This is a genomic window from Dyadobacter jejuensis (assembly GCF_003149085.1).
Taxonomy (GTDB): Bacteria; Bacteroidota; Bacteroidia; order Cytophagales; family Spirosomataceae; genus Dyadobacter; species Dyadobacter jejuensis.
The window spans coordinates 92,768-109,099 of the sequence record NZ_QGDT01000003.1; the positions used below are offsets into that span (position 1 = coordinate 92,768).

A 16,332-nucleotide genomic window follows, 5' to 3' on the forward strand; every position below is an offset into this window, starting at 1 on the left:
AAACTAAGCAAATTTGCCCATAAGCATGGGCAAATGTATTTATTCCTCCTTCATCCAGTAGCTTTCGCCTTGGTAGCCATTTTGTTGCAGCAATTTTTGAGCCATCTGGCTACGCCGTCCACTTCTACAATAAAACACGATCGTCTTATCGGCGGGCATGGTCGTTAACGACTGGGGGAGGTCGGGCAGTGGGATATTGATTCCATTGATAGGGTCCTCCTCAAACTCATATTCCTCCCGTACATCGACCAGATACAGCTGTTCTGCATTGCTCGCCAGGCGCTCCTCATAAGTGTGGAACGGGATCTGCGTTTCGAATCTATGGGACTCTTGTGCGTCCTGCGAAGCTAGAATAGGCTGGCTATAGGCTTCCTTAGGCTCGCTTACCTCCGCCAACTGGCCTGTTTTCGCCTGGCTTTCCATGGGCTGAAGTTGTGCTGGATCTTTTTTGAACTGGAAGGTGTGGGTGCTATTGTTGAGTGCGTTATAAATAAGTAGCTGGCCGCTAAGTACCTCACCCATTTCACAGATGATTTTGACGACTTCATTGGCCATTAGCGAGCCAATAATCCCTGGCAATATGCCTAAGACGCCCGCTTCAGCACAGCTATCGCCTTCACTGGCATCGGGAAAGAGACAGCGATAGGTGGGGCCCCCTTGGTAGTTGAACACCGACACCTGCCCTTCAAACCGAAGGATAGAGCCGAAGACCATCGGGATGCCGACCTTATAGGAAGCATCGCTGAGGGTATACCGGGTAGGAAAATTGTCGGAGCCATCTACGACCAAATCGTAGCCTGGCAGGATATAATATGCATTTTTTTGTGTAATCCTTTCTTCAAAGACCTCGAAGGTAACGTAAGGATTTTGTTTCTCCAGCTTTTCTTTGGCCGTTATAGCCTTTCCTAGGCCTACATCTTCAGGGCCATAGAGGATCTGGCGGTGAAGATTGGTAAGGGCCACACGGTCATCGTCGACGATCCCGATATGGCCTACTCCAGCTGCCGTAAGATACTGTAATACGGGGCAGCCTAAGCCCCCAGCCCCCACCACGAGCACCCTGGCATTTTTGAGTTTTTCCTGTCCAGACAGGCCCAATTCGGGCATAACGATCTGTCGACTATATCTTTTCCTTTCTTGAGGTTCGAAATTCATTTTTTGCTCGCTTAGTAGGGTACTATTTCCGAATTCATCGGATTTTTATCAAACAATAGAATGGCCGTAGTTGTTCACTGGGTTGCCATATTATTGGATGAGTGGTCGGTTTGTCCTATAAAACCCTGTCCCAGTCCTTCCAAACGGCTTCATAGCCCTGCTTGGATATGACTTCGGCCATCTCTTGAGGGCTCCGTTCGTCGCTGATCTCAAACTGCTCCAAGGAGTCGGTAGCGGCTGTATAGCCCCCTGGGTTAGTTTTGGACCCTGCACTGATCGAGGTAATCCCCAGTGGTATACAGTGGTTTCTGAATGTTTCCGTTTCTCGGGTAGAGAGGCTCAGCTCGAGCTCTTCGTCGAGCAGGCGATAGGCACATATGAGCTGCACCAGTTCCCGGTCATTCATCTCTACTTTAGGCGGCAGTCCGCCGGAAAATGGTCTGAGCCGAGGGAAGGACAGGCTGTATTTGGTTTGCCAATAGGTTTTTTCCAAGTACCGTAAATGTAAGGCTGTAAAAAAGCTATCGGTACGCCAATCTTCGAGACCAATAAGAACACCCAGGCCAATTTTATGGACGCCCGCTTGGCCCGCCCGATCGGGGGTCTCTAGCCGGTATCGGAAGTTCGATTTTTTCCCTTTAGGGTGGTGTTTTCTGTAATCCTCCTGATGGTAAGTCTCTTGATATACCAATACCGAATGCAGTCCCTCGGGTATCAACATTTCATATTCCTGTCTATCGAGGGGTTGAATTTCCATGGAAATCTGCGCAAAATGGGGGCGGATGAGCCGCAGCACCTTCTTGAAGTAGTCGGTATGTACCGTTTGGTTGGCCTCTCCCGTTACCAGCAGCACATGCTCATAACCCAAGTCTTTGATGACCTTTACTTCTTCCAGTAGTTCTTTTTCAGTCAGTGTTTTGCGCCTTACTTTATTGTCGAGACTAAATCCGCAGTAAGTACATATATTGGTACACTCGTTGGACAGGTACAAAGGGATATACATCTGGATGGTTTTCCCGAACCGCTTTTGTGTCAGCCTGTGGCTCGCCTGCGCCATTTGTTCCAGATAAGGCAAGGCCGCTGGGGAAATCAGGGCCTTAAAATCTTCGAGGCTTCGACGGGTACTCGACAAGGCTCGCTGTACGTCGCCGTCGGTTTTGGCGTAGATCTGTTCCCGAACCGAATCCCATGCGTATTGCTGAAAAATATCGAAAAAGCTAGACATCTAGAAAGGAGGTTAATGGGCTGCTAGGTACCGCTGAGGTGCCCTGTTGGCCCAAGCCCGATAAATAGGCCATACGTCCTGCTTCCACGGCCATTTTGAAAGCAAGGGCCATTTGAATAGGATCTTTGGCCACTGCAATGGCCGTATTTACCAAAACAGCATCGGCGCCCATCTCCATAGCCTGGGCGGCATGAGAGGGAGCCCCTATGCCCGCATCGACAATTACCGGAACCCTACTCTGTTCGATGATGATCCTTAAAAAGTCCTCAGTTTTTAATCCTAAGTTGCTGCCAATGGGAGCGCCTAGGGGCATCACTGCGGCGGTACCGCAGTCCTCAAGGCGTTTGCAGAGCACGGGGTCGGCGTGGATGTAGGGGAGCACCACAAAGCCTAGCTTGGCTAGCTCTTCGGTAGCGAGTAAAGTTTCTATCGGGTCGGGAAGCAAATACTTAGGGTCTGGGTGGATCTCCAGCTTAATCCAATTGGTCTGTAGCGCCTCCCGGGCCAGTTGGGCGGCAAATACCGCTTCTTTGGCATTCCTCACTCCGGAGGTATTGGGAAGTAAATGAATCTTTTCGGTCTTCAATTGCTGGAGCATGTCGTCGGACTGGTCCTGAAGGTCCACCCTTTTGAGGGCTACCGTCACGAGTTCGGAACCCGACGAGGCCAATGCTGCGGCCATGGTCTGTGAGGAGCTGAACTTGCCCGTCCCAGTAAACAAGCGAGAATGGAAGGTTTTATCGGCGATAGTTAACATAAATCGTTATAAAGTTTAGTAACGGTTGAGGCCCGGTCTGGGGCCAATAGGATCGTCGACGAAAGGGCTACCCCATGGATGCCCATATTCCTTAAAGGAGATATGTCGTCGGTTACAATTCCCCCTATGGCGATGATGGGGGTTGTTTTAGCCAATAGTTTCAAACTATTTAGAATACTTTGGTAGCCCTCAAAACCTAGGATAGGGCTTAAGGACTTTTTGGTGGAAGTGTAGCGCAATGGCCCTAACCCTATATAATCTACCCCTTCATCCACACGTTTCAATACGTCGTGCAGATTATTGGCCGTGCCTCCAAGGATCATTTTATCACCCACAATGGTTCGGGCCTGAGCGATGGCCATGTCCGATAGGCCGAGGTGACATCCATAGGCCTCTACCTCACGTGCTATGGTGGGGTAGTCGTTGATCACCAGCCTAGCTTCAAAGCCGTGACAAAGGTCCTTGGCCACCTTAGCAAGCTCTAAAACCGCCTGATGGGGGCGATCTTTCACCCGTAACTGTACCAGTCGACAGCCGGCTTGTAGTGCCAGCTGTATGCCTTCTATATGGGAAATGGTGGCGGTTTGGTTCGAAATAAAATGTAATCGGTCTATCATGAGGTTGTGGGCATAAGTCGAACTTTCGCTGAAAGTTCTAGGAAACGTTGTACTACTTCGTGAGGATTTTGCCAGATGTAACCGAGTACGGCGGCGCCAGAAAAGCCCCATTGGGTGAGCTGTATAATGTTTTCGGCTGTTACCCCTCCTAAAGCGTAGACGGGTACGGGGCTGGTCCCCGGCAGTTCTACGTCTACAGCAGCACTATAGCCTGGTTTGGAAATACTGTCGAAAACGGGACCGAAAAAGCTATAATTAAAGGCTGGGGAAATCGTGCTTAAGCTTTCTTTTTGATGTACCGATGTGCTGATGCGATAGCCTTTGGATACATAGTTCTGCAATTCTATAGCGCTTGAGGCTCTTCGGCCTTGTTCGGTAAAATGGATCCCGCCTATGGCATAACTGCCCGACAAGGCGTGGTGATGATGGATCGTAAGTCGGCTGTGGAACTTCGTGTCTATTTGGCCTATCAGGTGTGCGACTGTATCCATTTCAGCTTCAGGTTTTCGTAGGTGAAGGCAGGCCAACCCCCGCTCAAAAAGAGCGTTGATTAGCCTAGCTTCTCCTTCAAAAAAGTGGGGTGAGGTGATGACCAGCAGCTTCATATTCTTAGGAATAAATTTGACTGCCTTTTTCAACGAACTCTTTGGCTTTCGCTTGCATAGCCTCTTCCAGTATGCTTTCTTCCATGAGTCCGTTTTCTTGTGCGTAGTCGCGTACGTCTTGGGTTATTTTCATCGAACAGAAATTAGGTCCGCACATCGAGCAGAAATGAGCTATTTTGGCTCCCTCGGCCGGCAATGTTTCATCATGGAACGACTTGGCCGTGTCGGGGTCCAGGGAGAGGTTGAATTGATCCTCCCAACGGAATTCGAACCTTGCCTTGCTTAAGGCATTGTCTCGATACTGGGCCCCAGGATGGCCTTTGGCCAAGTCGGCGGCATGGGCAGCAATCTTGTAGGTAATCACCCCGTCTTTTACATCCTTTTTATTGGGGAGGCCGAGGTGTTCTTTAGGGGTAACGTAACAAAGCATGGCCGTACCAAACCAGCCAATCATAGCGGCTCCAATGGCCGATGTGATATGGTCATAACCCGGAGCTATGTCGGTGGTGAGGGGTCCTAAGGTGTAAAAGGGAGCCTCTTGGCAATGCGCTAGCTGTTTGTCCATATTTTGTTTGATCAGGTGCATGGGCACATGGCCGGGACCTTCAATGATGGTCTGTACGTCGTGCTTCCAGGCTATTTTGGTGAGCTCACCTAGGGTTTCGAGTTCCGAAAACTGAGCAGCATCGTTGGCATCGGCTATGCAGCCAGGGCGAAGGCCGTCCCCTAAGGAGAAGGCTACATCGTAAGCCTTCATAATCTCACAGATCTCTTCGAAGTGTGTGTATAGGAAGTTTTCTTGATGATGCGCAAGGCACCATTTGGCCATGATGGATCCACCCCGTGAGACGATCCCCGTAATGCGCTTGGCCGTAAGCGGAATGTACCGCAGTAGTACTCCAGCATGGATGGTGAAATAGTCTACTCCTTGTTCGGCTTGTTCGATAAGTGTGTCTCTAAAAATCTCCCAGGTAAGGTTTTCTGCCTTCCCTTTTACCTTTTCTAAAGCCTGGTAAATGGGCACTGTACCGATGGGAACTGGCGAATTCCGGATAATCCATTCCCTTGTCTCATGGATATTCTTACCAGTCGACAGGTCCATAATGGTATCGGCACCCCAGCGACAAGCCCACACGGCTTTCTCTACCTCTTCTTCTATGCTAGAGCTAACGGCCGAGTTACCAATGTTGGCATTGACTTTTACTAGGAAATTGCGGCCGATAATCATCGGCTCTATTTCGGGGTGATTGATATTGACCGGTATCACCGCCCTGCCTGCGGCCACTTCTGCCCGGACAAACTCTGGCGTAATCATGGACTTGGGCGTGTTGGCACCGAAACTTTCGCCCGGATGCTGGTGTGCCAAGGAGCCTGCCGTATTGGCTAGCCTTTGGTTGTGCTCTGTAATGCGTTGGTTCTCTCGTATGGCGATGTATTCCATTTCCGCCGTTATAATCCCTTTCTTGGCATAGTGCAACTGACTTACATTTCTACCCTTTTTTGCTCTCATGGGGCGATGCAAATATTCGAACCGCAGAGGGTCAAGGCTAGCGTCTTGTAGGCGTTGGTTGCCATACTCGGAGGTTATGGCAGGTAGCTCCTCCACGTCCCCGCGATTGAGAATCCAGTCTTTTCTTAGGGCTTTTAGCCCCTTGCGTAGGTCAATTTCGATGTTTGGGTCGGTATACGGGCCGCTGGTGTCGTATATGGTGACGGGGGCATTAGGGACTGGCGACTTATTAATGCCGTGTATTTGGGTGTCGCTAAGCCGTACTTCGCGCATCGCTACCTCGATGGGGTGAAGGGTTCCCTTTACATATACTTTCCTGGAATTAGGGAATGGCTCACGCGTAATGGTTTGATCCGTAGGGGTTTGTTCGGTCTTCATGGTTGCTTACATTAATAAAGTAGGATAGGAAACTGCAATAGATAGGTGGCATCAGCCCCCTTGGGTGGCGGTGATGATGGTGAGCCGGTCCGATGCTTTCAGGCGATGTGATTCCCAGGCCGATTTCGGAATTACGCTTTGGTTGACGGCTACTGCCAAACCAGTTGGGGCCTTAGGTAAAAATAGATCGAGTACTGCTGATACCGTGCAATCTTCAGGTATTTGCTTTGGGAGATTATTGAGTAGTATTTCCATTCGATAACGGGTTTTATAAAATTAAAACTCCGGGAATGGACCATGCAGAAAAGAGTAGTGAACCCACAGGGGTTCCTTGCTTTTCCCTTCGACAGTATGAGCTGTATCAGGTTCAAAGGGTATAATCTCAGACCACCATAGTGGACACCCCCAAAGTTGCAGCAAAGCTATTGCGAAAATGTCTAGAAAAAAAATAGAAAGGGATGAAATGTAAAATGCCCGACACGGCTTGGGTGTTGCGTGTGGGGCATTTTAGGTCCTTACGGATAAGTTTTTTTCGATCGTTTTCGGGCTATGGAAGGCCTACGGACCTACTTTGGGGGCTTTTAAGCAGGGATTAGAGCTTAAACATATAACCAAAATTGACATTGCGTTGCAAGAAAAAGAAATGGTGAGCGGCATGGTCGTCCTTGTACCTGGTAGTGAGTACATTGGGCATATTGATAAACCCTCCCTTTAGCTCCCCTTGAATGAAAAAATGTTTGAAAAAAGTGATGTTTGCCGCCAGCAGCAAATCGACTCCATAACCCGCTATATGCATAGAAGAATATTTTACCCTGGTTGCCTGGATTAAATTCGCCAGCACCCACTTGGCCGAAGCTGCTGGAGTTGCAAGCTAATAATAGGAGGAATAGGGAAAGAAGTCTTTTAAATAAAGATTTTAAAGCGGCATGGTTTCTGCCAAGTGAGGAGAGGGGATTCATAAAGCAAAGGTATGTACTGATAAAGGCTATATTCAAAATTTTTGAGCTTATAACTATTTATGGGATGCTGCCGTTCCTAAAGTGTGGATATTAGTACTAGGTAGAAGTAAAATTAATCGTATTTTAATGGTATATATTTTAGATAAAACATTGAGTAGTGGTAATAATTTTCTAGTAATGCTCTTTGTTTTCTCATAAAACATTGATTAGAAGAAGTATAGGATATGAGGTGATACGTCCCCAAAGAAGGTGGAGACATTCTATGAGACTGTTGCGAAAGGGCTACAGTGTACCAGGACCCGGAGGTTTTTTGAATCGAATTTTGTGGAGGAGCTGGAGGACGCTTGGTAGATCAAATAAATATTTTTGCGGGCATTGATGTAACATTCGGGTCAGAGAATTATATTGGGCCATAATTGGCCTTTGATGCCATGATAAAATCGAAAAAATGCCAGTTTGTAGCCTGAGAGCGCGGTAGTTACGGTGGTGGACAAAAGCGAAATAATTAATGAGTGTGAAAATTAGAAATGCATCTCCCTTGGATTTGCCTGTAATTCTGGAAATACTAAATCAAAGCATCCGGACATCGACGGCCATATATGACTATGAAGAAAGGACCTTAGAGCAACTGACGGAATGGTTTGAGCGGATGATCCTCGACAGTATGCCCGTGTTGGTGTCAGAAGTTGAAAATGAGGTTATTGGCTATGGTTCCTTTCAAAGGTTCAGGCCCAAGGAAGGGTTTCGGTTTAGCGTAGAGCATTCTATCTACCTAAAGGAATCTTCCCGTGGTATGGGGGTAGGAGGGCGACTATTAGAGAGCCTGATACAACGCGCCAAGGAACAAGGAATTCACACCATGATTGGCTGCATCGATGCGTCCAACCGGGGGAGTATCAGTTTTCACGAAAAATATGGTTTTGTAGAGAAGGGTTATATCAAGGAGGTGGGGTATAAGTTCGACCAATGGCTCGACTTGGTCTACATGCAGTTAATTTTAAAAGAAACATAAGCGCCCATAAGACGGCGCTTGTGCTATTCATTGATAATGGTATTCCAGTCAGGCTTCTTGAGATGTTTTAGCCATTAGGTTCATAATAGGGTCGAACCCAACTTCTTCATGGGAGGCATGGTATATGGCCTGGCCATTTTTTAGGAGCAACAATTGTGGTGACTCATGATGCACGGCAAACTCACTGGCGATGGCCAATGATTCATTTCTGTTTTTGACAACATCTACGATATATAAAGGCGTATCGGGGAAGCTAAAACCAGGTAGTTCGGATTTCAGTCTACGATGTGCCATCATACTCACAATACAGCGCGGGCTATGTTTGTAAATGATCGTGTATCCTTCGCTATTTTTAATTTCTTCTATTTGAGCTTCGTCGCTTAATGTAATCCAATTCATAGTAGTTTTTAAGGCTATTTGATTATAAAAATTTGTGAATTTTAAAATATCCACCCCCTTGCAACATTACTTGTACCCTGTAAGGTTCAAAGGGTATGGCTGATCCACTGCATCAGAAGGGCAGTAATGTAGCCCCCATAGGTTCCGACGGCATAGCCAAGGATGGCCAGGAGTACGCCTACAGGCGCCAAGGAAGGATGAAAAGCCGCTGCCACTACAGATGCCGAAGCGCTGCCCCCCATATTGGCTTGGCTACCTACAGCCATAAAGAAAAAGGGAATCTTTAACCACTTACACACGGCGAGAAGTACGATAGCATGGGTGCACATCCATATAAACCCAATGGCAAACAGCCCAGGATTGTCCATCACCGCCTTTAGGTCCATCTGCATGCCGATGGTGGCGATTAGAACATAAAGGAATACCGACCCGATCTTGGACGCGCCCACATACTCGAGTTTTCTTAATGGGGTAGTCGAAAGGCTAATACCGATCATCGTGGAGATAGTCACTACCCAGAAAAACGTGGAAGTAAGGCTGAATTTGGCAAGGTCAGGATAATTTGTACCGATAAAGGGGGCTATTTGGTCGGCCAACAGATGTGCCACCCCACTGGCCCCAAACCCGATGGCAGCCAAATAGATGTATTCCTTCATTTGTGGTATTCTTGCATTTCCAGACTGTTGGGCTATCAATTTGTTTTGTACCTCCAATACAGCCGTTCCATCGGCTCCTAACAGTTTGTCTAGCCTGCTAGCCATCCCAGCACCATAGATCAATAGGGCCATCCAGAGCTCTGCCACCAGTACATCTACCGCCACGACCTGCGAAAATAGACGGTCGCTGGGCTGAAAAACCTCCTTTAGTGCCGTTTGGTTGGCACCTCCCCCGATCCAGCTGCCTGCCAGAGTAGCCATGCCTCGCCATACTTCGTCGGCACCTTCGCCTACTAAGGTAGCAGGACTGATCGTCCCTACCAACCATATGGCCGTGGGGCCACCTATAATGATACCCACGGTTCCCGCCAGCATGGCGATGATGGCCTTAGGGCCCAGTCGGATGAGGGCGTGCCAGTCCATCCCGATGGTGAATAGTACCAAGCAGGCGGGTAAAAAATACTTTGACACTACCGGATATAATTGTGAGTCGATACCATCGATAACGCCAAAGGTATTGAGCAACCCAGGAATAAAATAACAGAGTAGAAGTGGTGGGATTACGCTATATAACTTCTTCCAAAAAATTCCCGAAAGGGAGGCCGTATAAAAAACCAAGGCCAGTACTACCATGAGGAGGCCTAATATGCTTGCATCATTTTGGATCATGAATGATAGGTTTGTCGTTTTAAGGATCGGGTAAAAATCCCGGTGGGTTATCGGATATAAACTGAATGGTCTCCTGCGAAAATCAATATTTATTAGTCAAATCGGAATATATATATAGTAGAAGCCGCCACTTTTTTGCTTATTTTGTCTGATCCAGAAAGGGTACCTACCCCTCGTTTTGCAGCGAGGAAGCGAGCAGCCATGGTTCTATCATTGGCGATGAAGCTACTATAATTTACATAAATAGGCATAATCTTTGAAAATTCAGCATGCAGTTTAAAAGTTTTATAATCGTTATTGTCAGCTATGCATGCGCCATAGTGCTGAGCAGTTGTCGAGGGGAAGAGCAGGAAGCCGAGATCCCTTTGCAGATCAGTTATAACTTCGACATAAGGCCTATTCTCTCCGATAAATGTTTCGCCTGCCATGGCCCCGATGAAAACAAACGGGAGGCAGGGCTACGCCTCGACGTTCGGGAAGATGCCCTGAAGGCCCTGAAGGAGAATCCGTCGGCACACGCTTTGGTAGCGGGTAAGCCAGAAGTTTCCGAACTTTATAAAAGGATTGTTAGCCAGGATACGGCATTAGTGATGCCTCCGGTATCGTCCAATCTCAAGCTTAGCAGCAGAGAAATAGCACTGATCGAAAAATGGATCGAGCAGGGGGCTGAGTACGAAAAACATTGGGCTTTTGTGGCTCCGGTGAAAGCTCCCGTTCCGAGTCAGGGTGCTTCGGAATGGGGGAATAATGAGATTGACCGTTTCGTTTTTGCCAAACAGAAAGAGAAAGGGCTAACGCCGAATCCAGAGGCCGATAAGGAACGCCTGCTAAAACGACTAGCGATGGACGTAACAGGCCTGCCACCTACCATCGAAATGATGGACGAATTTATGGCTGACTCACGTCCCGATGCTTACGAGCGAATGGTAGATGAGTTCCTGGCTTTGCCTACCTATGGTGAAAGAATGGCTATTCACTGGCTCGACGTGGCGCGATATGCCGACTCACACGGCTACCAGGACGATGGCTACCGTACGCAATGGCCTTGGCGCGATTGGGTCATTTATGCATTTAACAAAAACCTCTCTTACAAGGATTTTGTTACCTGGCAGCTGGCTGGCGACCTGCTTCCTAACGCCAATAAAGAACAACTTCTGGCGACGGGATTTAATAGGAATCATAAAATTACGGAAGAAGGGGGCGTCATTCAGGAAGAGTATAGGGTGTCTTACGTTACCGATCGCAACGATCTATTTGGTAAAGCCTTCTTAGGCTTTACCGTAGAATGTGCCCACTGTCATGACCATAAATATGATCCTATTTCTCAAAAAGAATACTATGAGCTTTTTGCCTTCTTTAATAACATAAAAGAGGTGGGCATAGAGTCGGTGATAGGTGGACCGGAGACCTACGCCAAAAAGCCATTAATGCGTATTACCGACCAGGACTTAGAGGAAATCCTCTCATTTGTCAATAAACCTGACACCAATCAACTGATCGTTTCGGTGATGGGTGAGTTGGACTCCACCCGCGCTACTTATGTGCTCAACCGGGGTGTTTACGACGCTCATGGGGAACAGGTGCAGCCCGGAACCCCAAAGACCATTCTTCCGTTCGATCCGGCCTACCCTAAAAACCGTCTGGGACTCTCCAAATGGCTTTTCGATTCTAAAAACCCCTTAACGGCCAGAGTCTATGTCAACCAATTATGGCAGGAGTTTTTTGGTAAGGGGCTCGTGGAGAGCTCTGGAGATTTCGGAATGCAAGGGGATTTGCCCACTCATCCGCATCTTTTGGATTGGCTAGCGGTCGATTTTATGGAGCACGATTGGGACATTAAGAGGCTGGTGAAGCAAATGGTAGTATCTGCCACCTACCGTCAGTCGGCTACGGTGTCGCCCAAGGCCCTGCAGACCGACCCCGAAAACTTCTATTTAGCTCGTTCGGCACGTTACCATTTCGATGCCGAACATATTCGTGACCTAGTGCTAGCCAGCAGTGGACTGTTAGTTCCTACCATTGGAGGGCCTAGTGTAAAGCCTTATCAGCCTGCTGGGCTATGGGAGGGTGCCACTTCGGGCCGGGGCCTTCTCTCTATTTATGAGCAAGACAAAGGGTCGAAGTTGTATAGGAGGGGGATGTATACCCTCATTAAAAGGACGGTACCACCACCTACCATGGCTATTTTCGATGCGAGTAACCGGGACTTATGCGAGGTGAAACGGCTCAAGACGAATACCCCCTTGCAAGCGCTGGTGATGATGAACGACCCGGCAGTGCTAGAAGCCTCCCGGGTGCTAGCAGGCAGGTTGCTTCAGGAAAAATCGACCACCGAGCAGAAGATTACGAAGGCCTTTCGGTCGATTGTCTGTAGGACCCCCACCGAGAAGGAACTGGGAATATTGCAGACTTACTATCAAAAGCAGCTGGAGTCGATACGTGCTCCACAGGCCCAGCAGTTGGTGCGAATTGGGGAGTTTCCATTAACGAAGCAGGTGGACCTTATCCAGCAAGCATCTTTAATGCGGGTGATCAATACCATTTATAATTTGGAGGAAACCATAACAAAATCCTAACCGATTGATGGCCTATATGCCTTTAACAAGCTGGGGTTATTTGAGTAGACATTGAAAGAATATTAGCATTAAATTATGGAAAAGGAAATAGAAGAACATGGTTTTAGCTTTAACAGGCGCAGGTTCCTCTCCAGCTTAAGTTTGGGAATAGGGAGCGCAGCTCTAGGTTCTTTGTTGATGCCCGACCTATGGAAAGGAGGCGGAGCGGGGATAGAAGATAGCCTAGCGGCAGGTATCCCACACTACGCCCCCAAGGCCAAAAGGGTAATCTACCTTTTTCAAAATGGGGCTCCATCTCAGCAAGAACTATTCGACTACAAGCCCAAGTTGCGTGATTTACGTGGGCAGGAGATTCCACCTTCCATTATGGGCAACCAGCGGCTAACCGGCATGACGGCCAATCAGTCGTCGTTTCCCTTAGTCGACTCATTCGTCGGGTTTAAGCAATACGGGCAAAATGGCACCTGGGTGAGTGATTTGCTGCCTTATACTGCCAAAATAGTTGACGAACTCTGTATCGTAAAGTCGATGTACACCGAGGCTATCAACCACGACCCCGCCCTTACCTTCCTACAAACAGGCTCACAACAGGGCAATAGGCCTAGTATGGGATCATGGCTAAGTTATGGACTGGGTAACGAAAACAAGAACTTGCCCAATTTTACCGTACTACTCTCTCGTGGAGTGGGGAACGGACAAGGGGTCTATTCTAAGTTATGGTCCAATGGCTTCCTCGACTCCGTCCATCAAGGCGTACAGTTTAGTTCAGGAGAAGATCCTGTGCTTTATCTGCGCGATCCCGAGGGGTTAGATAGGAAAGAGCGCCGCGATATGCTCGATCAGCTCTCGCAACTCAACGACCTTTCCTATCAGGAATTTGGTGATCCAGAAATAGCTTCAAAAATAAAGCAATATGAGATGGCTTATCGCATGCAGTCGGCTGTCCCCGAAGTGATGGACTTGTCTAAGGAGTCCGACGACATCATCAAGCTTTATGGCCCCGACTGCCTGGTCCCTGGTACCTATGCTGCCAATTGTCTGCTCGCTCGCAAGCTTTCTGAAAATGGCGTGCGTTTCGTGCAGTTGTATCACCAGGGTTGGGATCAACATGGGAACTTGCCTTTCGAAATTACCAAACAAGCCATGGATGTGGATCAGGCTTCGGCAGCCCTGGTCACCGACCTCAAGCAAAGAGGCTTACTCGATGAAACACTCGTGATATGGGGTGGGGAGTTTGGCCGAACTAGCTACACCCAAGGGACACTTACGGCCGACAACTACGGCCGTGACCATCATCCGCGCTGCTTTACCATTTGGATGGCCGGAGGAGGGATCAAGCCAGGAATGGTGTATGGCGAAACCGACGAATTGGGGTATAATATAGCCCAAAATCCAGTTCATGTCCATGATTTTCAAGCGACGCTACTACATCAGTTAGGCTTGAATCATGAGCAGCTAACCTACAAGCATTTGGGACGTCGCTATCGCCTCACCGATATATCGGGGCATGTGGTAAAGGATATTCTTAGCTAATTATGAGCATTTTACTTCGGCGACATTATTTTGTGCCCCTATTATTAGTTGTCTTTTATGAATAAAAAATACAGGTTGCTGGCGGAACAGATCCTGCTGGCCCAATTGATTTTTACTAGCTTTATTATCCTTTTCGAAAAAGAGTTGGTATTACCTCCTTGGGCTCAGGCTGCGGGACGGTTGCATCCTCTCTTATTACATTTTCCGATAGTTTTATTATTGATGGCCTTTCTGATGGCTATTTTTAAACCAAAGGATACTACTGAATTTCAAAGTTACTACCATAGGTTCCAGCGGAGCATCCTATGCCTCGCAGTAGGGCTTTCTGGGATTACCGTCCTAATGGGCATTTTTTTAGCCCAAGAGCAGGGCTATCAAGGGGAGTTGCTCTTTTGGCATAAATGGACTGGAGTTGCTATTTATTATTTTGGAACAGTCCTTTACTTCTTGAACTACTGGCCTTTGTTTCGGAATAAACTCCAGAAAGGGGTATCTGTTCTTGGAGTCGCTTTGCTGATGATGACGGGTCATTTTGGGGCCTCTTTGACCCATGGTGAAAATTTCCTTTTGGATCCCTTAACGACTGGTAAAGAAATATCCACGGTACCCTTGGATTCGGCTCTGGTCTTTGAGCATATTATTCAGCCTATCTTACAACAAAAATGTGTGAGCTGCCATAACGAAGACAAGGTAAAAGGGGAGTTGATGTTGACGGATCTTTCTTCCATATTGAAGGGGGGTAAATCTGGTAAGCTGTTTATTCCAGGAAATCCGCAGATGAGCCTGCTTTTAGAAAGAATTCATATGCCCATGGAAGAAAAGAAACATATGCCTCCTTCAGGAAAAGTGCAGCTTACAAAAGCCGAGAGCAGGATGCTTTACCATTGGGTGAGTACCTATGGTAGCTCTAAAGCGAAGGTAGTAGACCTCCCCCTTTCCGATTCATTAAGGATATTGGCCATGGCCTTCCTTAAGCCCAAGGCCGTGGAAGTGGATCGTTTTGACTTCGATGAGGCCGATCCAGACTTGGTGAAGGACCTCAATAGTGATTATAGAACAGTGGCTCATTTGGCGAGTGACTCTCCAGCCTTGACGGTCAATATCTATAATAAGAGTCAATACACCGTCAAACAGATAGAAGAGTTGGCGCCAATAGCCCAACAGGTGGTGGCCCTGAACCTGAATAAGCTGCCGATCCAAGATGCTGATCTGGCTGCGGTGGCCAAACTGAAAAATTTACGGAGATTGGATCTGAATTTTACTGATATTACTGCCTCTGGGTTAAGCCATTTGCAGGCACTGGGGCATTTGCATACGCTCTCACTTTCTGGAACGCAACTGGAGATTGGCCCACTAGAAAAACAATTGGCTGGACTAAAGGCGCTGAAGCAGCTCACCGTTTGGGATACCGGACTTGATGTAGGGGCGTTAGAAAATCTGGAGAAAAAGTTTGTGGCTATCACTTTTATCAAAGGGTTCCAGGACGATGGCGCAAGCCCCCTACAGTTAAACCCTATTCAGGTAAACAATGCTTCGATGGTGTTTAATGATAATTTGGAGGTTCAGCTTTTTCATCCCATTAAGGGTACCGAAATTCGATACAGCACCGACGGATCGGTGCCCGATAGTGTTACGTCTGATGTTTATAAAACGCTGGTAATCGATAAAAATACTTTTATAAAGGCTAGAGCATTTAAAAAGGGTTGGTATGGTAGCGAAACCTCCAGCTTCGATTTCCTTAAGAATACCTACATTCCCGACAGCGTTCGACTGTCCTATGTGCTCAATAGGGTTCATAAGGCCGCTGGGGCACATACCTTTTTTGATGGTAAATTGGGTCAAATTGGGGCTAATAACCCTGCCTGGGCCAATTATTGGGCTGGAGTAAGGGATACCGACCTGGAGCTTTATGCCGAATTCAAGAAGCCTGTGGCTCTTTCGTCGGTGGGGGTCCACTATATGGTGGAAGAAGATACGGGGATTTTCCCTCCTGATCAAATAGAGGTGTGGGGTGCTACACAACCGGGAGCCTGGAAGATACTATCTCGATTCCAAGCACCCAAAACAAGCAAAGGAGAGACCCCCAGTATCCGATTGGTGGAGGGCCGTTTTAATACGACCAAGGTCGCTTACTTAAAAATTATAGCCAAGCCTGTTTATTCTATTCCGTCCTGGAGTCGGAGAAAAGGCAATAAAGCACTCCTATTGGTCGATGAGATGTTCCTCAATTAAGATGCCTTCAGGGGTGGATAATGAAATTAGCGTCCTAAATTGCAAGTAG

At 47.8% G+C, this 16,332-nt stretch carries 14 protein-coding genes and 1 riboswitch; of the genes, 4 read left to right on the forward strand and 10 right to left on the reverse strand.

Going from position 1 to position 16,332, the window contains the following annotated elements:
* Positions 1 to 39 precede the first annotated feature (39 nt).
* The 8 genes from moeB to CLV98_RS07220 form a co-directional block, all read right to left on the reverse strand.
* Positions 40 to 1,155, reverse strand: coding sequence for a HesA/MoeB/ThiF family protein (gene moeB, locus CLV98_RS07185; protein ID WP_109673648.1), 1,116 nt, complete (start codon positions 1,153 to 1,155; stop codon positions 40 to 42).
* Between the two features lie 115 nt (positions 1,156 to 1,270).
* A complete protein-coding gene (gene thiH / locus CLV98_RS07190; RefSeq protein WP_109673649.1) occupies positions 1,271 to 2,380 on the reverse strand; it encodes a 2-iminoacetate synthase ThiH in 1,110 nt (369 codons plus the stop codon).
* Positions 2,373 to 3,137 (reverse strand): thiazole synthase, encoded by a 765-nt coding sequence (locus tag CLV98_RS07195; RefSeq protein WP_109673650.1) that lies wholly within the window; start codon positions 3,135 to 3,137, stop codon positions 2,373 to 2,375. Before CLV98_RS07195 ends, thiH begins: the two co-directional genes overlap by 8 nt.
* Entirely contained in the window at positions 3,131 to 3,754 is a 624-nt protein-coding gene (locus CLV98_RS07200; RefSeq protein WP_158281214.1) for a thiamine phosphate synthase, read from the reverse strand. Before CLV98_RS07200 ends, CLV98_RS07195 begins: the two co-directional genes overlap by 7 nt.
* A complete protein-coding gene (locus CLV98_RS07205) occupies positions 3,751 to 4,392 on the reverse strand; it encodes a thiamine phosphate synthase (RefSeq protein ID WP_109673652.1) in 642 nt (213 codons plus the stop codon). The genes CLV98_RS07200 and CLV98_RS07205 overlap by 4 nt, the downstream gene beginning before the upstream one ends.
* Positions 4,364 to 6,247 carry a phosphomethylpyrimidine synthase ThiC gene (gene thiC / locus CLV98_RS07210; protein ID WP_109673653.1) on the reverse strand — a complete coding sequence of 628 codons (1,884 nt, stop codon included), beginning with the start codon at positions 6,245 to 6,247 and terminating at the stop codon, positions 4,364 to 4,366. The genes CLV98_RS07205 and thiC overlap by 29 nt, the downstream gene beginning before the upstream one ends.
* Before the next feature lie 51 nt (positions 6,248 to 6,298).
* Entirely contained in the window at positions 6,299 to 6,502 is a 204-nt protein-coding gene (thiS, locus tag CLV98_RS07215; protein WP_109673654.1) for a sulfur carrier protein ThiS, read from the reverse strand.
* A gap of 66 nt (positions 6,503 to 6,568) precedes the next feature.
* Positions 6,569 to 6,664: riboswitch (TPP riboswitch) on the reverse strand.
* A gap of 175 nt (positions 6,665 to 6,839) precedes the next feature.
* Positions 6,840 to 7,043 (reverse strand): hypothetical protein, encoded by a 204-nt coding sequence (locus CLV98_RS07220; protein ID WP_109673655.1) that lies wholly within the window; start codon positions 7,041 to 7,043, stop codon positions 6,840 to 6,842.
* 671 nt (positions 7,044 to 7,714) lie between these two features.
* On the opposite strand from CLV98_RS07220, the gene CLV98_RS07230 reads away from it, so the two are divergent.
* Positions 7,715 to 8,218, forward strand: coding sequence for a GNAT family N-acetyltransferase (locus tag CLV98_RS07230; RefSeq protein WP_109673657.1), 504 nt, complete (start codon positions 7,715 to 7,717; stop codon positions 8,216 to 8,218).
* Positions 8,219 to 8,266: 48 nt separating this feature from the next.
* Here the strand turns inward: CLV98_RS07230 and ytxJ are convergent, their stop codons facing one another.
* Both ytxJ and CLV98_RS07240 read right to left on the reverse strand, forming a co-directional pair.
* Positions 8,267 to 8,617 (reverse strand): bacillithiol system redox-active protein YtxJ, encoded by a 351-nt coding sequence (gene ytxJ, locus CLV98_RS07235; RefSeq protein WP_109674005.1) that lies wholly within the window; start codon positions 8,615 to 8,617, stop codon positions 8,267 to 8,269.
* 86 nt (positions 8,618 to 8,703) lie between these two features.
* Positions 8,704 to 9,942, reverse strand: a complete 1,239-nt coding sequence (locus CLV98_RS07240) for a DUF819 family protein (RefSeq protein ID WP_109673658.1) — start codon at positions 9,940 to 9,942, stop codon at positions 8,704 to 8,706.
* Between the two features lie 269 nt (positions 9,943 to 10,211).
* Between CLV98_RS07240 and CLV98_RS07245 the strand changes: the two genes are divergently transcribed.
* From CLV98_RS07245 to CLV98_RS07255, 3 genes are all read left to right on the forward strand, one after another.
* Complete coding sequence (locus CLV98_RS07245; protein ID WP_109673659.1) at positions 10,212 to 12,518, forward strand: PSD1 and planctomycete cytochrome C domain-containing protein; 2,307 nt, start codon at positions 10,212 to 10,214, stop codon at positions 12,516 to 12,518.
* A gap of 75 nt (positions 12,519 to 12,593) precedes the next feature.
* Positions 12,594 to 14,051 carry a DUF1501 domain-containing protein gene (locus tag CLV98_RS07250; RefSeq protein WP_109673660.1) on the forward strand — a complete coding sequence of 486 codons (1,458 nt, stop codon included), beginning with the start codon at positions 12,594 to 12,596 and terminating at the stop codon, positions 14,049 to 14,051.
* Between the two features lie 57 nt (positions 14,052 to 14,108).
* A complete protein-coding gene (locus tag CLV98_RS07255; RefSeq protein WP_109673661.1) occupies positions 14,109 to 16,283 on the forward strand; it encodes a c-type cytochrome domain-containing protein in 2,175 nt (724 codons plus the stop codon).
* Positions 16,284 to 16,332: the final 49 nt, after the last annotated feature.